An 18,540-nucleotide genomic window follows, 5' to 3' on the forward strand; every position below is an offset into this window, starting at 1 on the left:
TCGCCGCGCACAACAACGACCCCAAACCATTCGTATGGACCGCCACCGCCGAAGACATCCTCGCCAAAGTCGCCCGCGGGCGCGTCGCGCTCCAAGCGGTCAACCAATGACGAGACAGACCACTAGTTCATTCCGGCGCGGGTTCGCGGGGCACGGCCTTACACCTCAGCCCTTGTAGATCATCCACCAACTCGTTGGCCCCGCGGCGAAGCCCGTCCAGTGCTCACCGATAAAGCCCACCAGACGCTAGCTCCGAATCCATTATCTAGCCAAAGATTCCGGAGCCTAAGCCTGTGCTAGAGGAATCCCTACCTCCGGTTTGGACCAACTCCGCTGACAGCACGCAATTGCTGGCCGAGACGAAGAAGAAATTCGAGAACGCTAGGGAGGAGCACGCGGAGCGCGAACGACTACGCCCAGAGGAGCTGGAAAAGGCGGAATTGACCTACCCGCAAGTGGGCAAAATGTGGGCACGAGGGGTGATACGGCGACCCAGAAAACATGAAAACGCCATCTACCTGCACAAACGCTTCCACAGTTTGAGTGCCCTCGGTGGGATTCGAACCCACACTGGACGGGTTTTGAGTCCGTTTCCTCTGCCAGTTGGGATACGAGGGCATTCGCGGTTGAGATGCGGCCACCCAACCTTAGAGCAGCCTCCCACCATAGAGGATGGGTCTAGGTCGTCGCTTCTGACGCCCCGAGGTTCCTGGTCACAGCCGCCCACGACACAATGTCAGTCATGACAGGCCCCACGACCGACACCGACGCCGCACCAGCGCGCCGGGTCCTGATCGCCGAAGACGAAGCGCTCATCCGGATGGACCTGGCCGAGATGCTGCGAGATGAGGGTTACGACGTCGTCGGAGAGGCCGGCGACGGCCAGGAGGCCGTCGAACTGGCCGAGCAGCACAAACCCGACCTGGTAATCATGGATGTGAAGATGCCGCGCCGCGACGGGATCGACGCCGCGTCGGAGATCGCCAGCAAACGCATCGCGCCGATCGTGGTGCTGACCGCGTTCAGCCAGCGCGACCTGGTTGAACGGGCACGCGATGCCGGGGCGATGGCGTATCTGGTAAAGCCCTTCACTGTCAGCGACCTGATCCCGGCGATTGAACTGGCCGTCAGCCGCTTCAGCGAGATCACCGAGCTGGAACGCGAAGTGGCGACGTTGTCGGACCGGCTGGAGACCCGCAAGATCGTCGAGCGCGCCAAAGGCCTGCTGCAGGCCAAACAGGGGATGACTGAGCCCGAGGCGTTCAAGTGGATTCAGCGTGCCGCCATGGACCGGCGGACCACCATGAAGCGGGTGGCTGAAGTCGTGCTAGAAACCCTCGGGGACGCGCCGAAGGAGGAGTCTGGGTAGCCGCCCTTGCATCGAGTGTGCGGTGACGGTTTCGAGTGTGCGTTCAGGGCGCGGAATTGGCCGTTTTCCCGCCCTGGTTGCACACTCGACGCTCCCACGGACGCGGAATAACTGGCTGCTTGGTGCGCTAGCGCGCGACGATCACCGACGAGCCATGGCCGAACAGGCCCTGATTGGCAGTGACGCCGACCTTCGCGTTCTCCACCTGCCGGCCGGTGGCCTGCCCGCGCAGTTGCCAGGTCAGCTCGCAGACCTGGGCGATCGCCTGGGCGGGGATCGCCTCGCCGAAGCACGCCAGCCCGCCCGACGGGTTGACCGGGACCTTGCCGCCGATCGTGGTCGCACCGCTGCGCAACAACGCCTCGGCGTCACCCTTGGCGCACAGGCCCAGGTGCTCATACCAGTCGAGTTCCAGCGCGGTGGACAGGTCGTAAACCTCGGCCAGGCTCACGTCCTCGGGCCCGATGCCCGCCTCGGCGTAGGCCGCGTCGAGGATCTGATCCTTGAACACCCGGTCCGGCGCGGGCACCGCGGCGGTGGAATCCGTTGCGATGTCCGGCAATTCGGGCAGATGCTGCGGATAACGGGGGGTCACCGTGCTGACCGCACGCACCGACGGAACGCCATCGAGCGAGCCGAGGTGCTTGCGCGCGAAATCAGCGTTGGCCACAATCAGCGCCGCCGCGCCGTCGGAGGTGGCGCAGATGTCGAGCTGTCGCAACGGGTCGGCCACCACCGGGCTGGCCAGCACGTCCTCGACGGAGGATTCCTTGCGGTAGCGGGCATGCGGGTTCTGCAGGCCATGCCGGGAGTTCTTGACCTTCACCTGGGCGAAGTCCTCGGATGTCGCGCCGTAGAGGTCCATCCGGCGCCGCGCCAGCAGCGCGAAATACACCGGGTTCATGGCGCCGATGAGGTGGAACCGCTGCCAGTCGGGGTCGTTCTTGCGTTCCCCGCCGACCGGCGCGAACGCGCCCTTCGGGGTGGTGTCGGCGCCGATCACCAGCGCGACATCGCAGAAGCCGGCGAGAATCTGCGCGCGGGCGCTCTGCAGCGCCTGCGAACCGCTGGCGCAGGCGGCGTAACTGGAGCTCACCGGAACGCCGTTCCAGCCGAGTTTCTGCGCGAAGGTCGACCCGGCGATGAAGCCCGGATACCCGTTGCGGATGGTGTCCGCCCCGGCGACAAGCTGGATCTGCCGCCAGTCCAGGCCGGCCTCGGCCAGAGCGGAGCGCGCGGCGACCACACCGTATTCGGTGAAGTCCCTGCCCCATTTGCCCCAGGGATGCATCCCGGCGCCGAGGATGTACAGGGGTTCAGGCGTGCTCATGCGACCCTCCACGCGTACACGATGCGCTCGACGCCGTCGACGTCGGTGAACAGCGGCATGGTGGTCAGCTCCATCTCGATGCCCACCTTCAAGTCGGCCGCCAGCGTGCCCTCGACAACCTTGCCCAATACGATCAGCCCCTCGTCGGCCAACTGCACCGCGGCGATGGCGAACGGCTCAAACGGATCCGGGGCGGGGTACGGCGGCGGCGGGGGGTAGCGGTTCTCGGTGTAGCTCCACAGTGTTCCCCGGGTCGAGAGCGCGACGGGCTCTAGTGTGTCGCTGTCACATCCCGGGTTGGGGCAGTTGTTTTCTCGCGGCGGAAACACATAGGTGCTGCACCGGGGGCACTTGCTGCCGATCAGATGCGGGCTGCCGGCGTCATTGGTGGCGAACCACCCGTCGATCGCCGGCTCTTGGCGGATGACCTCTGGCACCGGGCCAGCGTACCGAGCGAAACAACAAAACTGAAACGTGTTGCAGTTCCGGCGGGCGCGGTCGGCGTCATACCGGATGCCTAGAGTAAGAGCGTGCCTGCTCCGCCTTTTAACACCAGCGAGGACTCGCCTAAGCCGACGCTGATGCTGCTGGACGGCAATTCGCTGGCGTTCCGGGCGTTCTACGCGCTGCCGGTGGAGAACTTCAAGACCCGCGGTGGGCTGACCACCAACGCGGTGTACGGCTTCACCGCGATGCTGATCAACCTGCTGCGCGACGAGGCCCCCACACACATCGCCGCGGCATTCGACGTGTCCCGGCAGACCTTCCGCTCAGAGCGCTACCCGGAATACAAGGCCAACCGGTCCTCGACCCCCGACGAGTTCCACGGCCAGATCGACATCACCAAGGAAGTCCTTGGCGCACTGGGCATTACGGTGCTCGCCGAGGCGGGATTCGAGGCCGACGACCTCATCGCGACGCTGGCCACCCAGGCCGAGAACGAGGGCTACCGGGTCTTGGTGGTCAGCGGTGACCGTGACTCGCTGCAGTTGGTCAGCGACGACGTGACGGTGCTCTACCCGCGCAAAGGAGTCAGCGAACTCACCCGCTTCACGCCCGAGGCCGTCGTCGAAAAATACGGACTCACTCCCCAGCAGTACCCGGACTTCGCCGCGTTGCGCGGCGATCCCAGCGACAACCTGCCCGGCATTCCCGGCGTAGGGGAGAAGACCGCGTCCAAGTGGATCTCCGAATACGGCTCGCTGCAGGAACTGGTCGACAACGTCGACTCGGTCCGCGGCAAGGTGGGCGACGCGCTGCGGGCCAACCTGGCCAGCGTGGTGCGCAACCGGGAGCTGACCGACCTGGTCAAGGACGTGCCGCTGGCGCAAACCCCCGACACGTTGCGGCTGCAGCCGTGGGATCGCGACCAGATCCACCGGCTCTTCGACGACCTGGAGTTCCGAGTGCTGCGCGACCGGTTGTTCGATACCCTGGCCGCTGTCGAGCCCGAGGTCGAGGAAGGCTTCGACGTGCGCGGCGCCGGGCTGGAGCCCGGCACGGTGGCGCAGTGGCTGGCCCAGCACGCCGGCGACGGACACCGGTCTGGGCTGGCCGTCGTGGGCACCCACCTGCCGTACGACGGCGACGCCACCGCACTGGCCATCGCCACCGCCGACGGGGACGGCGGCTACATCGAGACCGCGACGTTGACTCCCGACGACGAGGCCGCACTGGCGGCCTGGTTGGCCGATGCCGCGAAACCCAAAGCCCTGCACGAGGCGAAGCTGGCCATCCACGACCTCGTGGGCCGTGGCTGGACCCTCAACGGCGTCACCTCCGACACCGCCCTGGCGGCCTACCTGGTGCGGCCCGGGCAGCGCAGCTTCACCCTGGACGACCTCTCGCTGCGTTACCTGCGGCGCGAGTTGCGCGCGGAAACCACTGAGCAGCAACAACTTTCGCTGCTCGACGACATCGACGGAACCGACGAGCAAGCTGTCCAGACCGCGATCCTGCGGGCCCGGGCCGTGGCGGACCTGGCCGACGCGCTGGACGCCGAGTTGGACCGCATCGACTCCACCGCGTTGCTGGGTGAGATGGAACTGCCGGTGCAGCAGGTGCTGGCCGACATGGAGGCCGCGGGTATCGCCGTCGATTTGCGGCTGCTGAGCGAATTGCAGAGCCAGTTCGGCGACCAGATCCGCGACGCCGCCGAGGCCGCGTACGCGGTGATCGGCAAGCAGATCAACCTGGGCTCACCCAAGCAGCTGCAGGTGGTGCTGTTCGACGAGCTGGCAATGCCGAAGACCAAGCGCACCAAGACCGGCTACACCACCGACGCCGACGCCCTGCAGTCGCTGTTCGACAAGACCGGGCACCCGTTCCTGCAGCATCTGCTGGCCCACCGCGACGTCACCCGGCTCAAGGTCACCGTCGATGGGTTGCTGAACTCGGTGGCGACCGACGGCCGGATCCACACCACGTTCAACCAGACGATCGCGGCGACCGGCCGGCTCTCCTCGACCGAGCCCAACCTGCAGAACATCCCGATCCGCACCGACGCCGGCCGCCAGATTAGGGACGCCTTCGTGGTGGGGAACGGCTACAGCGAGCTGATGACCGCCGACTACAGCCAGATCGAGATGCGGATCATGGCGCACCTGTCCCGTGACGAAGGGCTCATTGAAGCCTTCAATACGGGTGAGGACCTGCACTCGTTTGTGGCGTCGCGCGCATTCGGGGTGCCGATCGACGAGGTCACCGCCGAGCTGCGGCGCCGGGTCAAGGCGATGTCGTACGGGCTGGCCTACGGGCTGAGCGCCTACGGATTGGCCGCGCAGCTGAAAATCTCCACCGAGGAGGCCAAGGTCCAGATGGACCAGTATTTCGCCCGGTTCGGCGGGGTGCGCGACTACTTGATGGACGTCGTCGAACAGGCGCGCAAGGACGGCTACACCTCGACTGTGCTGGGCCGCCGGCGCTACCTGCCGGAACTCGACAGCAGCAATCGTCAGGTGCGCGAGGCCGCCGAACGGGCGGCGCTCAACGCGCCGATCCAGGGCAGTGCGGCCGACATCATCAAGGTGGCGATGATCGAGGTGGACAAGGCCCTCAAAGAGGCCGCGCTGGCGTCACGCATGCTGCTGCAGGTACACGACGAGCTGTTGATCGAAATCGCGACCGGTGAGCGCGAGCAGGTAGAGGCGCTGGTGCGCGACAAGATGGGCGGCGCCTACCCACTCGATGTGCCGCTGGAGGTGTCGGTGGGTTACGGCCGCAGCTGGGACTCTGCTGCGCATTAGCGGCATATTGGCCGCCGAGTGTCCCGTGGCGGCTGAAAATCTCGCCGGAATTCGCCGTGGCGTTACGCACGCGACGGGTGGTGCGGTTTGTCCAGCGTGTGCCCTGTCGAGTAGCCTCGATGGGTAAACCCCATTTTTGTCCCTACGACCGCACCCTGTCCGGAGCAACCCAACAATATGCCGAGTCCCACCGTCACCTCGCCGCAAGTAGCCGTCAACGACATAGGCACCAGCGAGGACTTTCTCGCCGCAATAGACAAAACGATCAAGTACTTCAACGATGGCGACATCGTCGAAGGCACCATCGTCAAAGTGGACCGGGACGAGGTGCTCCTCGACATCGGCTACAAGACCGAAGGGGTCATCCCCGCCCGCGAGCTCTCCATCAAGCACGACGTCGACCCCAACGAGGTCGTAACCGTCGGCGATGAGGTCGAGGCCCTCGTCCTCACCAAGGAGGACAAAGAGGGCCGCCTGATCCTGTCCAAGAAGCGCGCACAGTACGAGCGCGCCTGGGGCACCATCGAGGCGCTCAAGGAGAAGGACGAGGCCGTCAAGGGCACCGTCATCGAGGTGGTCAAGGGTGGCCTGATCCTCGACATCGGGCTGCGCGGCTTCCTGCCCGCCTCGCTGGTCGAGATGCGGCGCGTGCGCGATCTCCAGCCGTACATCGGCAAGGAGATCGAAGCCAAGATCATCGAGCTGGACAAGAACCGCAACAACGTGGTCCTGTCCCGCCGCGCCTGGCTGGAACAAACCCAGTCCGAGGTGCGCAGCGAATTCCTCAACCAGCTGCAGAAGGGCACCATCCGCAAGGGTGTGGTCTCGTCGATCGTCAACTTCGGCGCGTTCGTCGACCTCGGTGGTGTCGACGGTCTGGTGCACGTCTCCGAGCTGTCCTGGAAGCACATCGACCACCCGTCCGAGGTGGTCCAGGTGGGCGACGAGGTCACCGTCGAGGTGCTCGACGTCGACATGGACCGCGAGCGGGTTTCGTTGTCGCTCAAGGCGACTCAGGAAGACCCGTGGCGGCACTTCGCCCGCACCCACGCCATCGGTCAGATCGTGCCGGGCAAGGTCACCAAGCTCGTTCCGTTCGGCGCGTTCGTCCGCGTCGAGGAGGGCATCGAAGGCTTGGTGCACATCTCCGAGCTGGCCGAGCGCCATGTCGAGGTGCCCGACCAGGTGGTTGCCGTCGGCGACGACGCGATGGTCAAGGTCATCGACATCGACCTGGAGCGCCGCCGGATTTCGTTGTCGCTCAAGCAAGCCAACGAGGACTACACCGAAGAGTTCGACCCGGCGAAGTACGGCATGGCCGACAGCTACGACGACCAGGGCAACTACATCTTCCCCGAGGGCTTCGACCCCGAAACCAACGAATGGCTCGACGGATTCGACCCCCAGCGCACCGAATGGGAAGCCCGCTACGCGGAGGCCGAGCGCCGGCACAAGATGCACACCGCGCAGATGGAGAAGTTCGCTGCCGGCGAGGCGGCCGGACATGGCGGCGGCGACCAATCGCCGTCCACCAGCGCGCCGCAGGAGAAGGCCGCGGGTGGGTCGCTTGCCAGCGACGCCCAACTGGCCGCTCTGCGGGAAAAGCTCGCCGGCAACGCCTAACCTTTTCTGATAGCTATCGCGTAATGCTGCGCATCGGGCTGACCGGCGGCATCGGCGCCGGGAAATCGGTGCTGTCCGCCACCTTCGCGCAATGCGGCGGGATCATCGTCGACGGGGACGTCATCGCGCGCGAGGTTGTCGAGCCCGGCACCGAGGGACTGGCGTCGCTGGTCGACGCGTTCGGTCACGACATCCTGCTCCCAGACGGGGCCCTGGACCGTCCGGCCCTGGCCGCCAAGGCTTTTCGCGACGACGAGGCTCGCCAGCGGCTCAACGGGATCGTTCACCCGCTGGTAGGCAAGCGCCGCGCGGAGATCATCGCGGCGGTGCACGACGATGCAGTTGTCGTCGAAGACATTCCGCTGCTGGTGGAATCGGGAATGGCGCCGCTGTTCCCGCTGGTGGTCATCGTGCACGCCGACGTCGAGGTGCGGCTGCGACGTCTGGTCGAGCAACGCGGTATGCCCGAAGAGGACGCCCGTGCGAGAATCGCGGCGCAGGCCGACGACGAGCAACGTCGTGCCGTCGCCGACGTGTGGCTGGACAACTCGGGCACGCAAGAGGATTTGGTCGAGCGGGCCCGCGATGTGTGGAACAACCGCATCCTGCCTTTTGCCCACAACCTCACGCAACGTCAGATCGTCCGTGCACCGGCGCATCTGGTCCGGGCCGATGCGACCTGGCCGGAGCAGGCGCGGCGCATCGTCAACCGGTTGAAGACGGCCTGCGGTCACAGGGCGTTGCGCGTCGACCACATCGGGTCGACCGCCGTGCCCGACTACGACGCCAAGGACGTCATCGACATCCAGATCACCGTCGAATCCCTTGCCGTGGCAGACGAACTCGCCGAGCCGTTGTTGTCCGCGGGCTACCCCCGCATCCAGCACATCACCGCCGACGTCGCCAAGGCCCCCAAGTCCCAAGCCCGCAGCACCGTCGGCCGCTATGATCACGCCGGCGATCCGTCGTTGTGGCACAAGCGGATTCACGCTTCGGCGGATCCCGGCCGGCCGACAAACGTGCACATCCGGGTGGACGGTTGGCCCAATCAGCAGTTCGCCCTGCTCTTCGTCGACTGGCTTCTGGCCAACCCGGGTGTGCGCGATGACTACCTGACCGTTAAGCGGGCGGCCGAAAGCGGTGTCACAAGCTATGCCCACTATGCAGAAGCCAGGGAGCCGTGGTTTCTCGATGCCTACCGGCGGGCGTGGGAATGGGCCAACTCCACCGGGTGGCGGCCCTAGGGCAGCGGTGCGCCGCACTGCAGCGCACCGTTCAGCGGGTCGCTGCTGCCGGGCGCCGGCCTGACCATCTGGTCTACCTGGGTGAAAACGTTGTCGTCCACATCGATCTCGCAGTGCACGTTGGCCGAGTAGGGAAAGTGCAGCACAATGCGCATACCGGCCTGCCCCGGATCGGGCAGCACCGTGTTTGCCTCGAACACGTTGCCGGGCATGGAGGGAAGGCCGGTGGTGTTGGTCTGACCGCCGTTGATCACGAAGGTGGCCTGGCTACCCGTCGTCAGCGCGTCGATCCGGGCACGGTAGGTGATGTTATGCAGGTCCGCCCGCGCCCTGGCGGAAATCGCAGGAATCAACTGGGAACCGGCAGCAATCAGCGTTACGGCAGCGATTGGCACCCGTCTGCACCCGGTGCAGCTCATAGCTGCTGAGATTACGCCCAGCGTGATCGGAGGACCAAGCCGTTAAGCCTGGCAGGTGACAGCTCAGGCATGAAGCTTCGCCAGGCGCCGCAGGGGGCCGGTCAGTGTGCGGGCGTGCCGCGACATGTCGGCCCACGGATCGCGTTGCCCGGCCAGGCGTTTGGGTATGTCGCGGATGGTGAATCGATCGGCCCGCAACCCGCGTGCGCCCAGTTCATCCCATTCCAGCGGGGTGGCTACCGGCGCACCGGGGCGGGCGCGTACCGAATACGGTGCAACCGCCGTCTGCGCGTAAGCGTTGCGCATTATGTCGAGATACACGCGGTTGCCGCGGTTGTCCTTGCGGGCTTCCAGGGTGCGGTGCGCGGGATCGTCGGCCACCACCACCTCGGCGACGTCGCGTGCGAACTGGCGCGCGGTGTCGAAGTCGGCGTCGCCGCGCAGCGGTACCACGACGTGCAGCCCGCGCGAGCCGGTGGTCTGCACGTAACGCGCCAGGCCGAGGTCGTCGAGCACCGCGGCTGTCGCGCGGGCCGCCGCACGCACCACCGCGAAGTCGCTGTCCGACGGGTCCAGATCGAAGACGAGTCGGTCGGGGGTGTGCAGCCGGCCTCGCCGTGATTGCCAGATGTGCAACGTGATGCAGTTCTGGTTGGCCAGCCATCCCAGCGCTTCTGGGCGTTCGGCTACCGCATGCACCAGGGTGCCGCCTTCTTTGTCGACCTCGACACCGCTTATCCAGTCCGGCAGCGAATCGGCGAAATCTTGTTGCAGGAAACCTTCTTCGCCGATGCCGCGTGGGAACCTCTGCACGTTGAGCGGCCGCCCCTTGAGGTGCGGCAGCATCGTGTCGGCCACCGCGCAGTAGTAGTCGACCAGATCGCGCTTGGTGATCCCGTCAGCGGGAAACAACACCCGGTCCCCGTGGGTGACCTCAACCTCAATGCGGGGCATCAGCGTGTCTCCCGCACGACGTCGCCGGGCTCCTTGTCGGTGCGCAGGCCCTGGTAGCGCGGGTGACGCAGCTTGCCGTCGCGCGTCCACTCGGTGAATCCGATTTGAGCCACCAACTCGGGGCGTACCCATCGCGCCTCGCGCTCGCGCACCAGCCCACGGGTGAACGGCGGTGCGTCCCGCTCGATTCCGGACAACCGTTCGTGCAGGCTGCGCAGCGTGGCCTCGTCGAAGCCGGTGCCCACTTTGCCGGCGTAGATCAGGTCGCCGTCCTCGTAGTAGCCGATCAGCAACGCGCCCAGCTCGATTCGGCTGCCTTTGGGGATGGTGTAGCCCCCGACGACGAATTCCTGATCGCGGACGCACTTGAACTTCAGCCAATTCGGCGAGCGGCGCCCGTCGTACTTCGAGTCGGCCAGCTTGGCGATCACGCCCTCGTCGCCGCGCTCACAGGCGGTTCGGTAGGCGGCAATGCCGGCCTCGACGCGGTGCGGTGTGTACCGCACCGGACCGCCGAACTCAATCGCACTGCGCAGCAATCGTTTACGCCAGATCAGCGGCACGTCGACGGTGGACTTGCCGTCGAGGTGCAACAGGTCAAAGACGTAGTAGAAGACGCGGACCCGCGACGCGCGCGCCACGTTAGGATCCGTGATGCCCAGACGCCCCTGCAGCCGGGCAAAGCTGGTGCGCCGTCCCTCGAACGCCACGACCTCGCCGTCCACGACGAACCGGGAGGTGTGCTGCGCGGCAAGTGCGTCAACCAGCTCCGGATAGGTTCCGTTGAGCGGCTGACGGTTCCGCGACAGCAGCCGCATGCGGTCGCCGTCGCGGAACGCCAGGCAGCGCATTCCGTCGAACTTGCGCTCGAAGATCCAATTCGGGTCGGAAAAGCGTTTCTCGGTCAGGGTGGCCAGCGTCGGTGCTCGCCAGTCGGGCACCGGTTCGTCGCGCAGCGCAGCGCGGACGGACTCGGGCAGGCTGGCAAGATCCGTCACGACAAGTCGTCCAACGTGCGTCCGGTGAGCACGGATTCGGGCTGGCTTTTCACGGGTTGGCGCCTGAAAACGGTCTCGCCCCGCGCCAGCTGAGCTGCATGCCATAGCCGGCCAGCCAGCGCTGCAGGTCATAGCCATTGCGGGCCAGTCCGTCCACGGCGGACACGGCGCGCCGCACCGCCTGCTCGGCGACCTCCGCAGTCAGCAGGCCGTGGCGGACGGCTTCCAGCAGTTCGTCGATGTCGGCCAGCGCCGCCCCCGTCCCAGTACGCACCTCGATGTCGAGGTAGTGGTCTTCGGAGCGCCACACGGCCGGACCGGGCGTGTATTCACCAACGTCGAGGTAGTAGTCATGGTCGCGTTCGTGGCCCGGGTTGAAGTGGAAGACCGTGGCGCGCAAGCCCAGCGACGGCAGCAGCCACGATTCGAGGTAATGAAATTGGGCGCGGCCAGGAGTGGGTCGGGCCAGGTAGAGCCCCCACGGCTGCACCGTGTATTCGTCGACGGCCCGCACGATGCCCTTGGGATCGGTGTTGGTGCGAGCAACCAGGTCGAACGTCTCGCGCTTCGGTGGGTGAATGATGTCACCTCTTAACGACGCAGCCGGATCTTCCAGCGGACAAAGCAGAAATAGAGCAGCGACAGCGCGCCCAGCATCGCCATGTCGAACAACCAGATCTTTGAGGCGTGCTCCCAGAAACGGTCCTGGGGCAGCACCGAACCAGGCACCAGCGTCCGCACATCGACCGTCGACGCCGCGGCGGCGTACCCCCACCGGGTCGGCATCGCAAACGACAGCTGGTCCAGCCCGAGCCGGCCGGTCACCGGCACCATCCCGCCGCACAACACCAGCTGCGCCATCACCGCCACCACGAACAACGGCATGACCTGCTCGGTCGAGCGGACCAGTGCCGAGATCGCCAGTCCGAGGACGGCCGAGGCCACGCAGGTCGCCGCGACCGTCGTAAACAGCTCGACGGTGGCCGCGACAGTGCCATGGCCCATCACCACCGCCCCGCGGGTCGGCGCGCCCTTGCCCAGCACCACTATCGCGGTGATGATCGCCGCTTGCAGGATGGCAAAGCCGCAGAACACGGCCGTCTTGGCAACCAGATAGGCGCTGGTCGACAAGCCGACCGCCTGCTCGCGCTGAAAGATGGCACGCTCGCCGACCAGGTCGCGGATCGTCAGCGCGATTCCCATGAACGCCGCGGCGGGTAGCAGCAGGCTCAGGATCTGCGCGGACTCGTCAGGCGTGCCGGCGTGCTCCGCGGGAATGTGAAATCCGCTCGAACCGGGAACCGTCAGCGACAACGAACCGAGGATGAATGGCAACAGCGCCAAGAACACGAAGTAGGCGCGATCGGCGACCACCAGCCGGACCTGCCGCCGGGCGACCGTCGAGATCTGGCGCCGCAGACTGGTATGCACCGGCTTGCCCAGCTCGGCCGGCTCGGTCTCAGGAACCGGGCGCTTGCCCGGCGTCTGGTTCTGGGCCCGGAAGCGTCGGTTGGCTTCGTCGGGATCGGCGCCCACTTTCGAGAAGATCTTGGCCCAGTTCGTGGTGCCCATCGCGTCGCCGATGTCGCCCGGCGGGCCGCAGAACGCCGTCTTTCCGCCGGGCGCCACCAGCAGCAGCTGGTCGCAAATGTCCAGGTAGGACAACATGTGCGTCACCACGATCACCACGCGGCCGGCGTCGGCCAACTGGCGCAGCATCATCATGACTTGGTGATCCAGCGCGGGGTCCAGACCCGACGTCGGTTCATCGAGGATCAGCAGCGATGGCCCGGTGAGAAGCTCGAGCGCCACCGAGGCGCGTTTGCGTTGACCGCCGGACAGCTTGTCCACCCGGGTGTCGGCGTGTTTGGTCAGATCGAGCTCTTCGAGCACCTGCGTGACGACCTGGGCACGGTCGGCTTTGTTGGTGTCGGGAGGCAGCCGCAGTTCGGCGGCGTAGCCCAACGCCTGGTTCACCGTCAGCTGGCGGTGCACCACGTCATCCTGCGGGACCATGCCGATCCTGCTGCGCAGGGACGCGTATTCGGCGTGAATGTCGTGGCCCTGGAAGGTGACCGAGCCGGAAGTGGGCCGGGCGTAGCCGGCGATCAACCGGGCGAGCGTGGTCTTGCCCGCGCCGGACCCGCCGATGATGGCGGTCAGGGTGCCGGGCCTGGCGATCAGCGAGATGTCGTCCAGGAGTTGTTTGCCTTGCTTGCCATCGCCGACGGTGTATTTGACGCCGTGCACCTCCAGGCCCCCGGTGCGTGTCTCCGCTTCCTTGCGGGGGAGCAGGGTGCTGTTGCTGAACACCAGGTCGACGTTGCCGATGGTGACGACGTCGCCCTCGGTCAGGATCGCCGACCCCACCCGGATGCCGTTGACGAACGTCCCGTTTATGCTGCGGTCCCGAATTTCGGTGCCGAGCGGCGTCAACGTCAGCGTCGCGTGCTCGCGGGAGGCCAGGACGTCGGGGATGACGATGTCGTTGTCGTTGGCGCGGCCGATTGTGACGGTGCCGGCCGTGTCGGCCGCTCTTGCCGGCCCGGCGGTTCCGGACGTGCGTTGCGAGAGAAACTTGACGAATCTCGTCGCGAGGTTCGACACGTCGCCGGGCTTGGCGTCGATGACGGTGAACTCGGCCGGTTGCGGCGGGGCCGACCCGGCGTTGACGACGGTCAGCTCTTCCGGCGGCGGATTGGGCGGTGGCTGTGCTGGTGACGGTGGCCGGGGCGGCGGTGCCGGTGCTACTGGCGGCGGTGTCACCTTGTGCTGGTAGGGACGCGGATGCCGCGGCGGCTCGGGTGGCTTGGGCGGCCCCGGCGGCTTGGGTGGTGCCGGTGCGGGGCCGGTGCGCCCGCGAGCAGGGCGCGGGGTCTGGTCCCTGGTCTGTCGAGGCGGCGCGGGCCGCTGCGGGGGCTCCACCCGCCGCGGGTTCACCGACCAGGCAAGGGTGGGCGGCCCGGAGTCGTGCGTCGACCTCATCTGGGATGGCCGGACGGTCGGCTGCTGGGACCCGATCTGGAAGGTCAACCGGGGCCCCTGCGGATTCCCCACGTTGATGCTTTGGCCGTCGTGGATGTCGATCACCGGCATGCGGTAGCCGTTGAGGTACGTTCCGTTCAGCGATCCGTTGTCGATCGCCATCCATCGGCCCTGATCAAACCGCAAAATCAGGTGCGCGCGGGATATCCGCGGATCCGCGATGCGCAGGTCGGCATACAAATCACGCCCGACGACCACCTCATGGCCCGGTGCGAAGGACTGTTGGGATCCGTTGTGCCGGATCGTCAGTACAGGCGGGGCTGGTCGACTCACTACACAAGTATCGGTCCGTGACCCGAGTGCTCTCCATTGGACTCGCCTGTGACTTGGCTTTGTCTCAATTTGGCCACTCATAGCTGCCTCATAGCCTGCGTTGGCCCGTTGCCCATGCGTCTCCGGCATGATTCGAACGTGATGGGTGGGAACAAAGTGAATTCCGGATCGCGGTCCGGAGCGGTGTGGGGTGCCGCGACGAAGCAACGGACCCCATCCCGGTGCAGACGCCCAGGGTATTTCGCCGCGCATCAAGTTGCGGCGATACCCGCAGTTAATGCCGAGAAACGAGGGGGCACTCACGGATGGACGAGATGAAGCGGAGGGCCAGACGCCCAGACGCCGGGCGGGGGCTGCTGAGCAACCCGCGCCTAGGCCGTGCGGCGATGCGCGCGGGCTTTCAATCTCTTCCTTCGGCGACGGTCGCACACTTCTTGCGCCGCGTTCCACCGGTCAACTCGAGCCCGAACGCGCAGCCCGCGAATTTCGCGGCCGAGCGTCGGGATGAGGGCCGGGACGAGATAAGGGGCTCGCGTCTCGCGAGCGGTGCGCCGTTTGCCGGCTACACCATCTTGCGGCCGCTCGGCGCCGGCGGTATGGCCGAGGTGTATCTGGCGTTGCACCCCAGGTTGCCGCGGCGCGATGTGATCAAGGTCCTCGCCGAGGCGATCACCGCGGATCGCGAATTCCGCGACAGGTTCAACCGGGAAGCCGATCTGGCCGCAACGCTGTGGCATCCGCACATCGTCGGAGTCCACGACCGCGGCGAATTCAACGGTCAGCTCTGGATTTCCATGGATTATGTCGAGGGCACCGATGCCAGCCGGCTGGTGAAAGAGCGTTACCCGGACGGCATGCCCGTCGACGAGGTGTGCGACATCGTCCGCGCCGTCGCGGGTGCGCTCGATTACGCTCACGACCGCGGGCTGCTGCACCGCGACGTCAAACCCGCCAACATCCTGCTCACCCATCCCGACCCTCCTGACCAAGGGGAACGCCGAATCCTGTTGGCGGACTTCGGTGTAGCCCGCCACCTCGGCGACATCAGCGGGATCACTGAGACCAATGTCGCGGTGGGCACGGTCGCTTATGCCGCGCCCGAACAGTTGACCGGCTCCAACATCGATGGGCGGGCGGACCAATATGCGTTGGCCGCCACGGCGTTTCATCTGCTCACCGGTGCGCCGCCGTTCCAGCACGAGAACCCGATCGCGGTGATCAGCCAGCACCTGCACGAGGACCCGCCCCGGCTCAGCGATCACCGCCCGGATTTGGCGCATCTCGACGACGTGTTCTTCACGGCGCTTGCCAAGAATCCGGAGGACAGGTTCGAGCGGTGCCGCGCGTTTTCGTCTGCTTTTGAAGCGCTCGAAGGCGTCGACGACCAGATCAGCGATTGGCGCCCCAGGCAGCCCAAACCCACGTTTGCCGAGTTGCGTTCTCCTCGCCGCGTTTTGGCGGTGATGACCCACAAGTTTTCGTCACGGACCCGGTGGGCAACCGCCTTGGTCTGCGCGATGCTGATCGCGATGGCGGCGACGTGGTCGATCCTATATTCGTTCCAGCCCGACAGCGCCCAGCCCAACCCGGCGCTCGCTTCGAGACCGTCGGCGCCTGCACCCGCCGCTGCTCCGGCTACCCCCGGCGGCCAGGGACTCGACGGAACCTATCAATTGACCTACGACCAGACCAAGCGGACCGGCAACGGCGTCCAGATCCGGCACGACGGCCCCGCCACCGATTGGTGGGCCTTCCACTCTGCGTGCACGTCCAACGGATGTGCGGCCACGGGGACTCAACTTGACGACACCAACCACCAGGTGGCCAGCACTACCGATGGCGGCCAGACCGACAGTCTGCGTTTCGTCGGCGGATATTGGCAGGGCACTCCGCAGCAGGAGCGGTTGGGCTGCACCCAGCCGAACGGCCAGGTCAACGCCACCCAGCAGGAGACGGTCGCGTGGTCGCTGGCGCCGCAGGCTGACGGCACGCTGCGCGGCACCGAGACCGAGACCGTTCTCAGCAATGAGTGCGGCGCACAAGGAGCCGTGGTGCGCACACCCGTGGTGGCCACCCGAGTCGGTGACGTGCCTGCGGGCGTGAACTTGGCTGACCCCGCTCAGGTGGTCAACGCCACGACCACGCCGGCCGCCCCGTCGCCGCCCGTGCTCGGCGCGTTGTGCGGCGATGTCGGCAAACTCGGCTACGACCCGACCAACAACGAGCAGGTCGTGTGTGAGGGCAACAGCTGGGCCAAGGCGCCCATCACGGCGGGAGTGCACACCGCCGGTAGCTCGTGCGACCGCCCGGGCACCTCGGTGTTCGCCATGTCCACTTCGAACGACGGCTACCTGCTCCAATGCGATCCCGTCACCCGGATGTGGACCCTCCCCGCCGGATAGCTGTTCTGGCCGCGAGCTTGCCGGCAATGTCGAATAACGTCGAACACATCCCCGGCCGAGGCCTACCACGCCTTGGGCAAGGCCCGGGCTGCGGGCATCCGCTGAGACTGGAGTGAGAGGCGTCGATAATGCGCAACGAAGAAGCAGTCTTCCTGCCGGCGTTTGGATACGACGAAGCGAACGAGCCAACCGTGTTCGCCAAGTTCGATCCGGGCACCAAAGTGCTACCGGCGGGTTTTCAGACGACGCCGCAGTTCTACGCAATCCCTGTCGACATCGTGTTCGAGAAGGACACTGCTGTCGCACTCCGCGACGGATCGATGATCTACGTCGACGTCTTCCGCCCGGCCGGGATCGAGAAGGTGCCGGTCATCGTCGCCTGGAGCCCCTACGGCAAGAACGGCGGCACGCACCCGAGAAACTGGAATATGTTCAATGTTCTGGGAAGCGACCAGAGCCAGCTTTCAGGTCTGGGGAAATTCGAGGGTCCGGACCCCGCGTTCTGGTGCGCAAATGGTTACGCCATTTGCAATCCGGACGCGCGCGGGGTGTACCACTCCGATGGCGACAGTATCTTCCCCGGGCAGCAAGATGGCCAGGACTGTCACGATCTCATCGAATGGCTCGCCATCCAGGACTGGTGCACCGGCAAGGTGGCCATGGCCGGAAATTCCTACCTCGCGATCTCGCAGTGGTTTACTGCGGCTGAGCAACCGCCGCACTTGACCGCCATTGCCCCGTGGGAAGGCATGAGCGACATCTATCGCGACTTGATCATGCGCGGGGGAATGCCCGATTTCGCCTTTCCCGCGATGTGGGCGACCTCATACGTCGGGAAGAACAAACGGGAGGACCTCGTCGCGGAGGCTGAGCACTATCCCCTTATGAACGACCTCTGGAAGTCCAAGATCGCCCGTTTGGAGCAAATCAAGGCGCCGGCTTACATCGTCGCCAGCTACTCGAACTTGATCCACACACCTGGGACGTTCCGCGGATGGCGGGAGATTAGTTCGCGCGAGAAGTGGCTGCGTATCCATCGGACCATGGAATGGCCCGACTTCAATGATGAGGCGAGCAAGCGCGATCTTCTTCGCTTCTTCGACCATTACCTGAAGGGCCAGGACAACGGATGGGTAGACACGCCCCGGGTGCGTTATGCCCTGCTGGATCTCGAGGGCAACGACCTCGTCGACATCCCTGCGACCGAATTCCCGCCAGACGACGTCGGCTACGTCAAGTACTACCTCGACGGTGAGTCCCAGGCTCTGGCCGATGACGCACCTGCAGGTGCTGTGGCGACGAGCTACGATGCGGAGTCGGATCGAGAGGGGGTGTCGTTCGTCGTCCGTTTCGAGACCGAAACCGAACTCGTCGGCTATCCGAAGGTGCGGCTCTGGGTCGAATCCGAAGGCTGGGACGACATGGATCTGTTCGTCTTCTTGCAGAAGCTTGACGCTGACGGTCAGCACCTCCAGCAATTCAACGTTCCCAATCACCGGGAGGCCCTGGAGAACCTGACCCGGAACGGCGCGGCGATTCTCAAGTACAAGGGTTCCAACGGGCGCCTGCGTGTCTCCATGCGCCGTCTGGACGAAGCGAAATCGACGGACGTTATACCCGCTCACAGTTATGACCGCA

At 65.9% G+C, this 18,540-nt stretch carries 13 protein-coding genes and 1 tRNA gene; 6 read left to right on the forward strand and 8 right to left on the reverse strand.

Annotated elements, in window-relative coordinates:
- Positions 1-544 precede the first annotated feature (544 nt).
- A tRNA-Leu gene (locus ACLP9N_RS12430) sits at positions 545-618 on the reverse strand.
- A gap of 124 nt (positions 619-742) precedes the next feature.
- Here ACLP9N_RS12430 and ACLP9N_RS12435 point away from each other — a divergent pair.
- A complete protein-coding gene (locus ACLP9N_RS12435; RefSeq protein WP_442407691.1) occupies positions 743-1,369 on the forward strand; it encodes an ANTAR domain-containing response regulator in 627 nt (208 codons plus the stop codon).
- A gap of 127 nt (positions 1,370-1,496) precedes the next feature.
- Here ACLP9N_RS12435 and ACLP9N_RS12440 read toward each other — a convergent pair whose 3' ends face one another.
- On the reverse strand, positions 1,497-2,699 hold the full coding sequence (locus ACLP9N_RS12440; protein ID WP_442407692.1) for a lipid-transfer protein: 1,203 nt from the start codon (positions 2,697-2,699) through the stop codon (positions 1,497-1,499).
- Positions 2,696-3,136: a Zn-ribbon domain-containing OB-fold protein gene (locus ACLP9N_RS12445; RefSeq protein ID WP_442407693.1), complete on the reverse strand. Its 441-nt coding sequence runs from the start codon at positions 3,134-3,136 to the stop codon at positions 2,696-2,698. The genes ACLP9N_RS12440 and ACLP9N_RS12445 overlap by 4 nt, the downstream gene beginning before the upstream one ends.
- A gap of 144 nt (positions 3,137-3,280) precedes the next feature.
- On the opposite strand from ACLP9N_RS12445, the gene polA reads away from it, so the two are divergent.
- The 3 genes from polA to coaE all read left to right on the forward strand — a co-directional run bounded on the left by polA (position 3,281) and on the right by coaE (position 8,811).
- Positions 3,281-5,944 (forward strand): DNA polymerase I, encoded by a 2,664-nt coding sequence (gene polA / locus ACLP9N_RS12450; RefSeq protein ID WP_442407703.1) that lies wholly within the window; start codon positions 3,281-3,283, stop codon positions 5,942-5,944.
- 177 nt (positions 5,945-6,121) lie between these two features.
- Positions 6,122-7,567 (forward strand): 30S ribosomal protein S1, encoded by a 1,446-nt coding sequence (gene rpsA, locus ACLP9N_RS12455; protein ID WP_442407694.1) that lies wholly within the window; start codon positions 6,122-6,124, stop codon positions 7,565-7,567.
- A gap of 23 nt (positions 7,568-7,590) precedes the next feature.
- A complete protein-coding gene (coaE, locus tag ACLP9N_RS12460; protein WP_442407695.1) occupies positions 7,591-8,811 on the forward strand; it encodes a dephospho-CoA kinase in 1,221 nt (406 codons plus the stop codon).
- On the opposite strand, the gene ACLP9N_RS12465 is transcribed toward coaE, so the two are convergent.
- From ACLP9N_RS12465 to ACLP9N_RS12485, 5 genes are all read right to left on the reverse strand, one after another.
- On the reverse strand, positions 8,808-9,230 hold the full coding sequence (locus ACLP9N_RS12465) for a hypothetical protein (protein WP_442407696.1): 423 nt from the start codon (positions 9,228-9,230) through the stop codon (positions 8,808-8,810). The genes coaE and ACLP9N_RS12465 overlap by 4 nt on opposite strands.
- A 63-nt stretch (positions 9,231-9,293) precedes the next feature.
- Complete coding sequence (ligD, locus tag ACLP9N_RS12470) at positions 9,294-10,184, reverse strand: non-homologous end-joining DNA ligase (RefSeq protein WP_442407697.1); 891 nt, start codon at positions 10,182-10,184, stop codon at positions 9,294-9,296.
- Positions 10,184-11,182, reverse strand: a complete 999-nt coding sequence (gene ligD, locus ACLP9N_RS12475) for a non-homologous end-joining DNA ligase (protein ID WP_442407698.1) — start codon at positions 11,180-11,182, stop codon at positions 10,184-10,186. Before ligD (ACLP9N_RS12475) ends, ligD (ACLP9N_RS12470) begins: the two co-directional genes overlap by 1 nt.
- Before the next feature lie 49 nt (positions 11,183-11,231).
- On the reverse strand, positions 11,232-11,696 hold the full coding sequence (locus ACLP9N_RS12480) for a DUF402 domain-containing protein (protein WP_442407699.1): 465 nt from the start codon (positions 11,694-11,696) through the stop codon (positions 11,232-11,234).
- 77 nt (positions 11,697-11,773) lie between these two features.
- Positions 11,774-14,500: an ATP-binding cassette domain-containing protein gene (locus tag ACLP9N_RS12485; RefSeq protein WP_442407700.1), complete on the reverse strand. Its 2,727-nt coding sequence runs from the start codon at positions 14,498-14,500 to the stop codon at positions 11,774-11,776.
- Positions 14,501-14,805: 305 nt separating this feature from the next.
- On the opposite strand from ACLP9N_RS12485, the gene ACLP9N_RS12490 reads away from it, so the two are divergent.
- Positions 14,806-16,902: a serine/threonine-protein kinase gene (locus ACLP9N_RS12490; protein ID WP_442407701.1), complete on the forward strand. Its 2,097-nt coding sequence runs from the start codon at positions 14,806-14,808 to the stop codon at positions 16,900-16,902.
- A 128-nt stretch (positions 16,903-17,030) separates the two neighbouring features.
- Positions 17,031-18,540 (forward strand): CocE/NonD family hydrolase (locus tag ACLP9N_RS12495; protein WP_442407702.1); only part of this gene is annotated, 1,510 nt, incomplete at its 3' end.

This window comes from Mycobacterium sp., assembly GCF_052144515.1.
In the GTDB taxonomy this organism is placed as follows: domain Bacteria; phylum Actinomycetota; class Actinomycetes; order Mycobacteriales; family Mycobacteriaceae; genus Mycobacterium.

Bases quoted from the DNA above. Each gene is read 5' to 3' on its own strand.
- ACLP9N_RS12435 (WP_442407691.1), top strand. From the start codon at position 743: ATGACAGGCCCCACGACCGACACCGACGCCGCACCAGCGCGCCGGGTC.
- ACLP9N_RS12440 (WP_442407692.1), bottom strand. From the start codon at position 2,699: ATGAGCACGCCTGAACCCCTGTACATCCTCGGCGCCGGGATGCATCCC.
- polA (WP_442407703.1), top strand. From the start codon at position 3,281: ATGCTGCTGGACGGCAATTCGCTGGCGTTCCGGGCGTTCTACGCGCTG.
- rpsA (WP_442407694.1), top strand. From the start codon at position 6,122: ATGCCGAGTCCCACCGTCACCTCGCCGCAAGTAGCCGTCAACGACATA.
- coaE (WP_442407695.1), top strand. From the start codon at position 7,591: ATGCTGCGCATCGGGCTGACCGGCGGCATCGGCGCCGGGAAATCGGTG.
- ACLP9N_RS12465 (WP_442407696.1), bottom strand. From the start codon at position 9,230: ATGAGCTGCACCGGGTGCAGACGGGTGCCAATCGCTGCCGTAACGCTG.
- ligD (WP_442407697.1), bottom strand. From the start codon at position 10,184: ATGCCCCGCATTGAGGTTGAGGTCACCCACGGGGACCGGGTGTTGTTT.
- ACLP9N_RS12490 (WP_442407701.1), top strand. From the start codon at position 14,806: ATGGACGAGATGAAGCGGAGGGCCAGACGCCCAGACGCCGGGCGGGGG.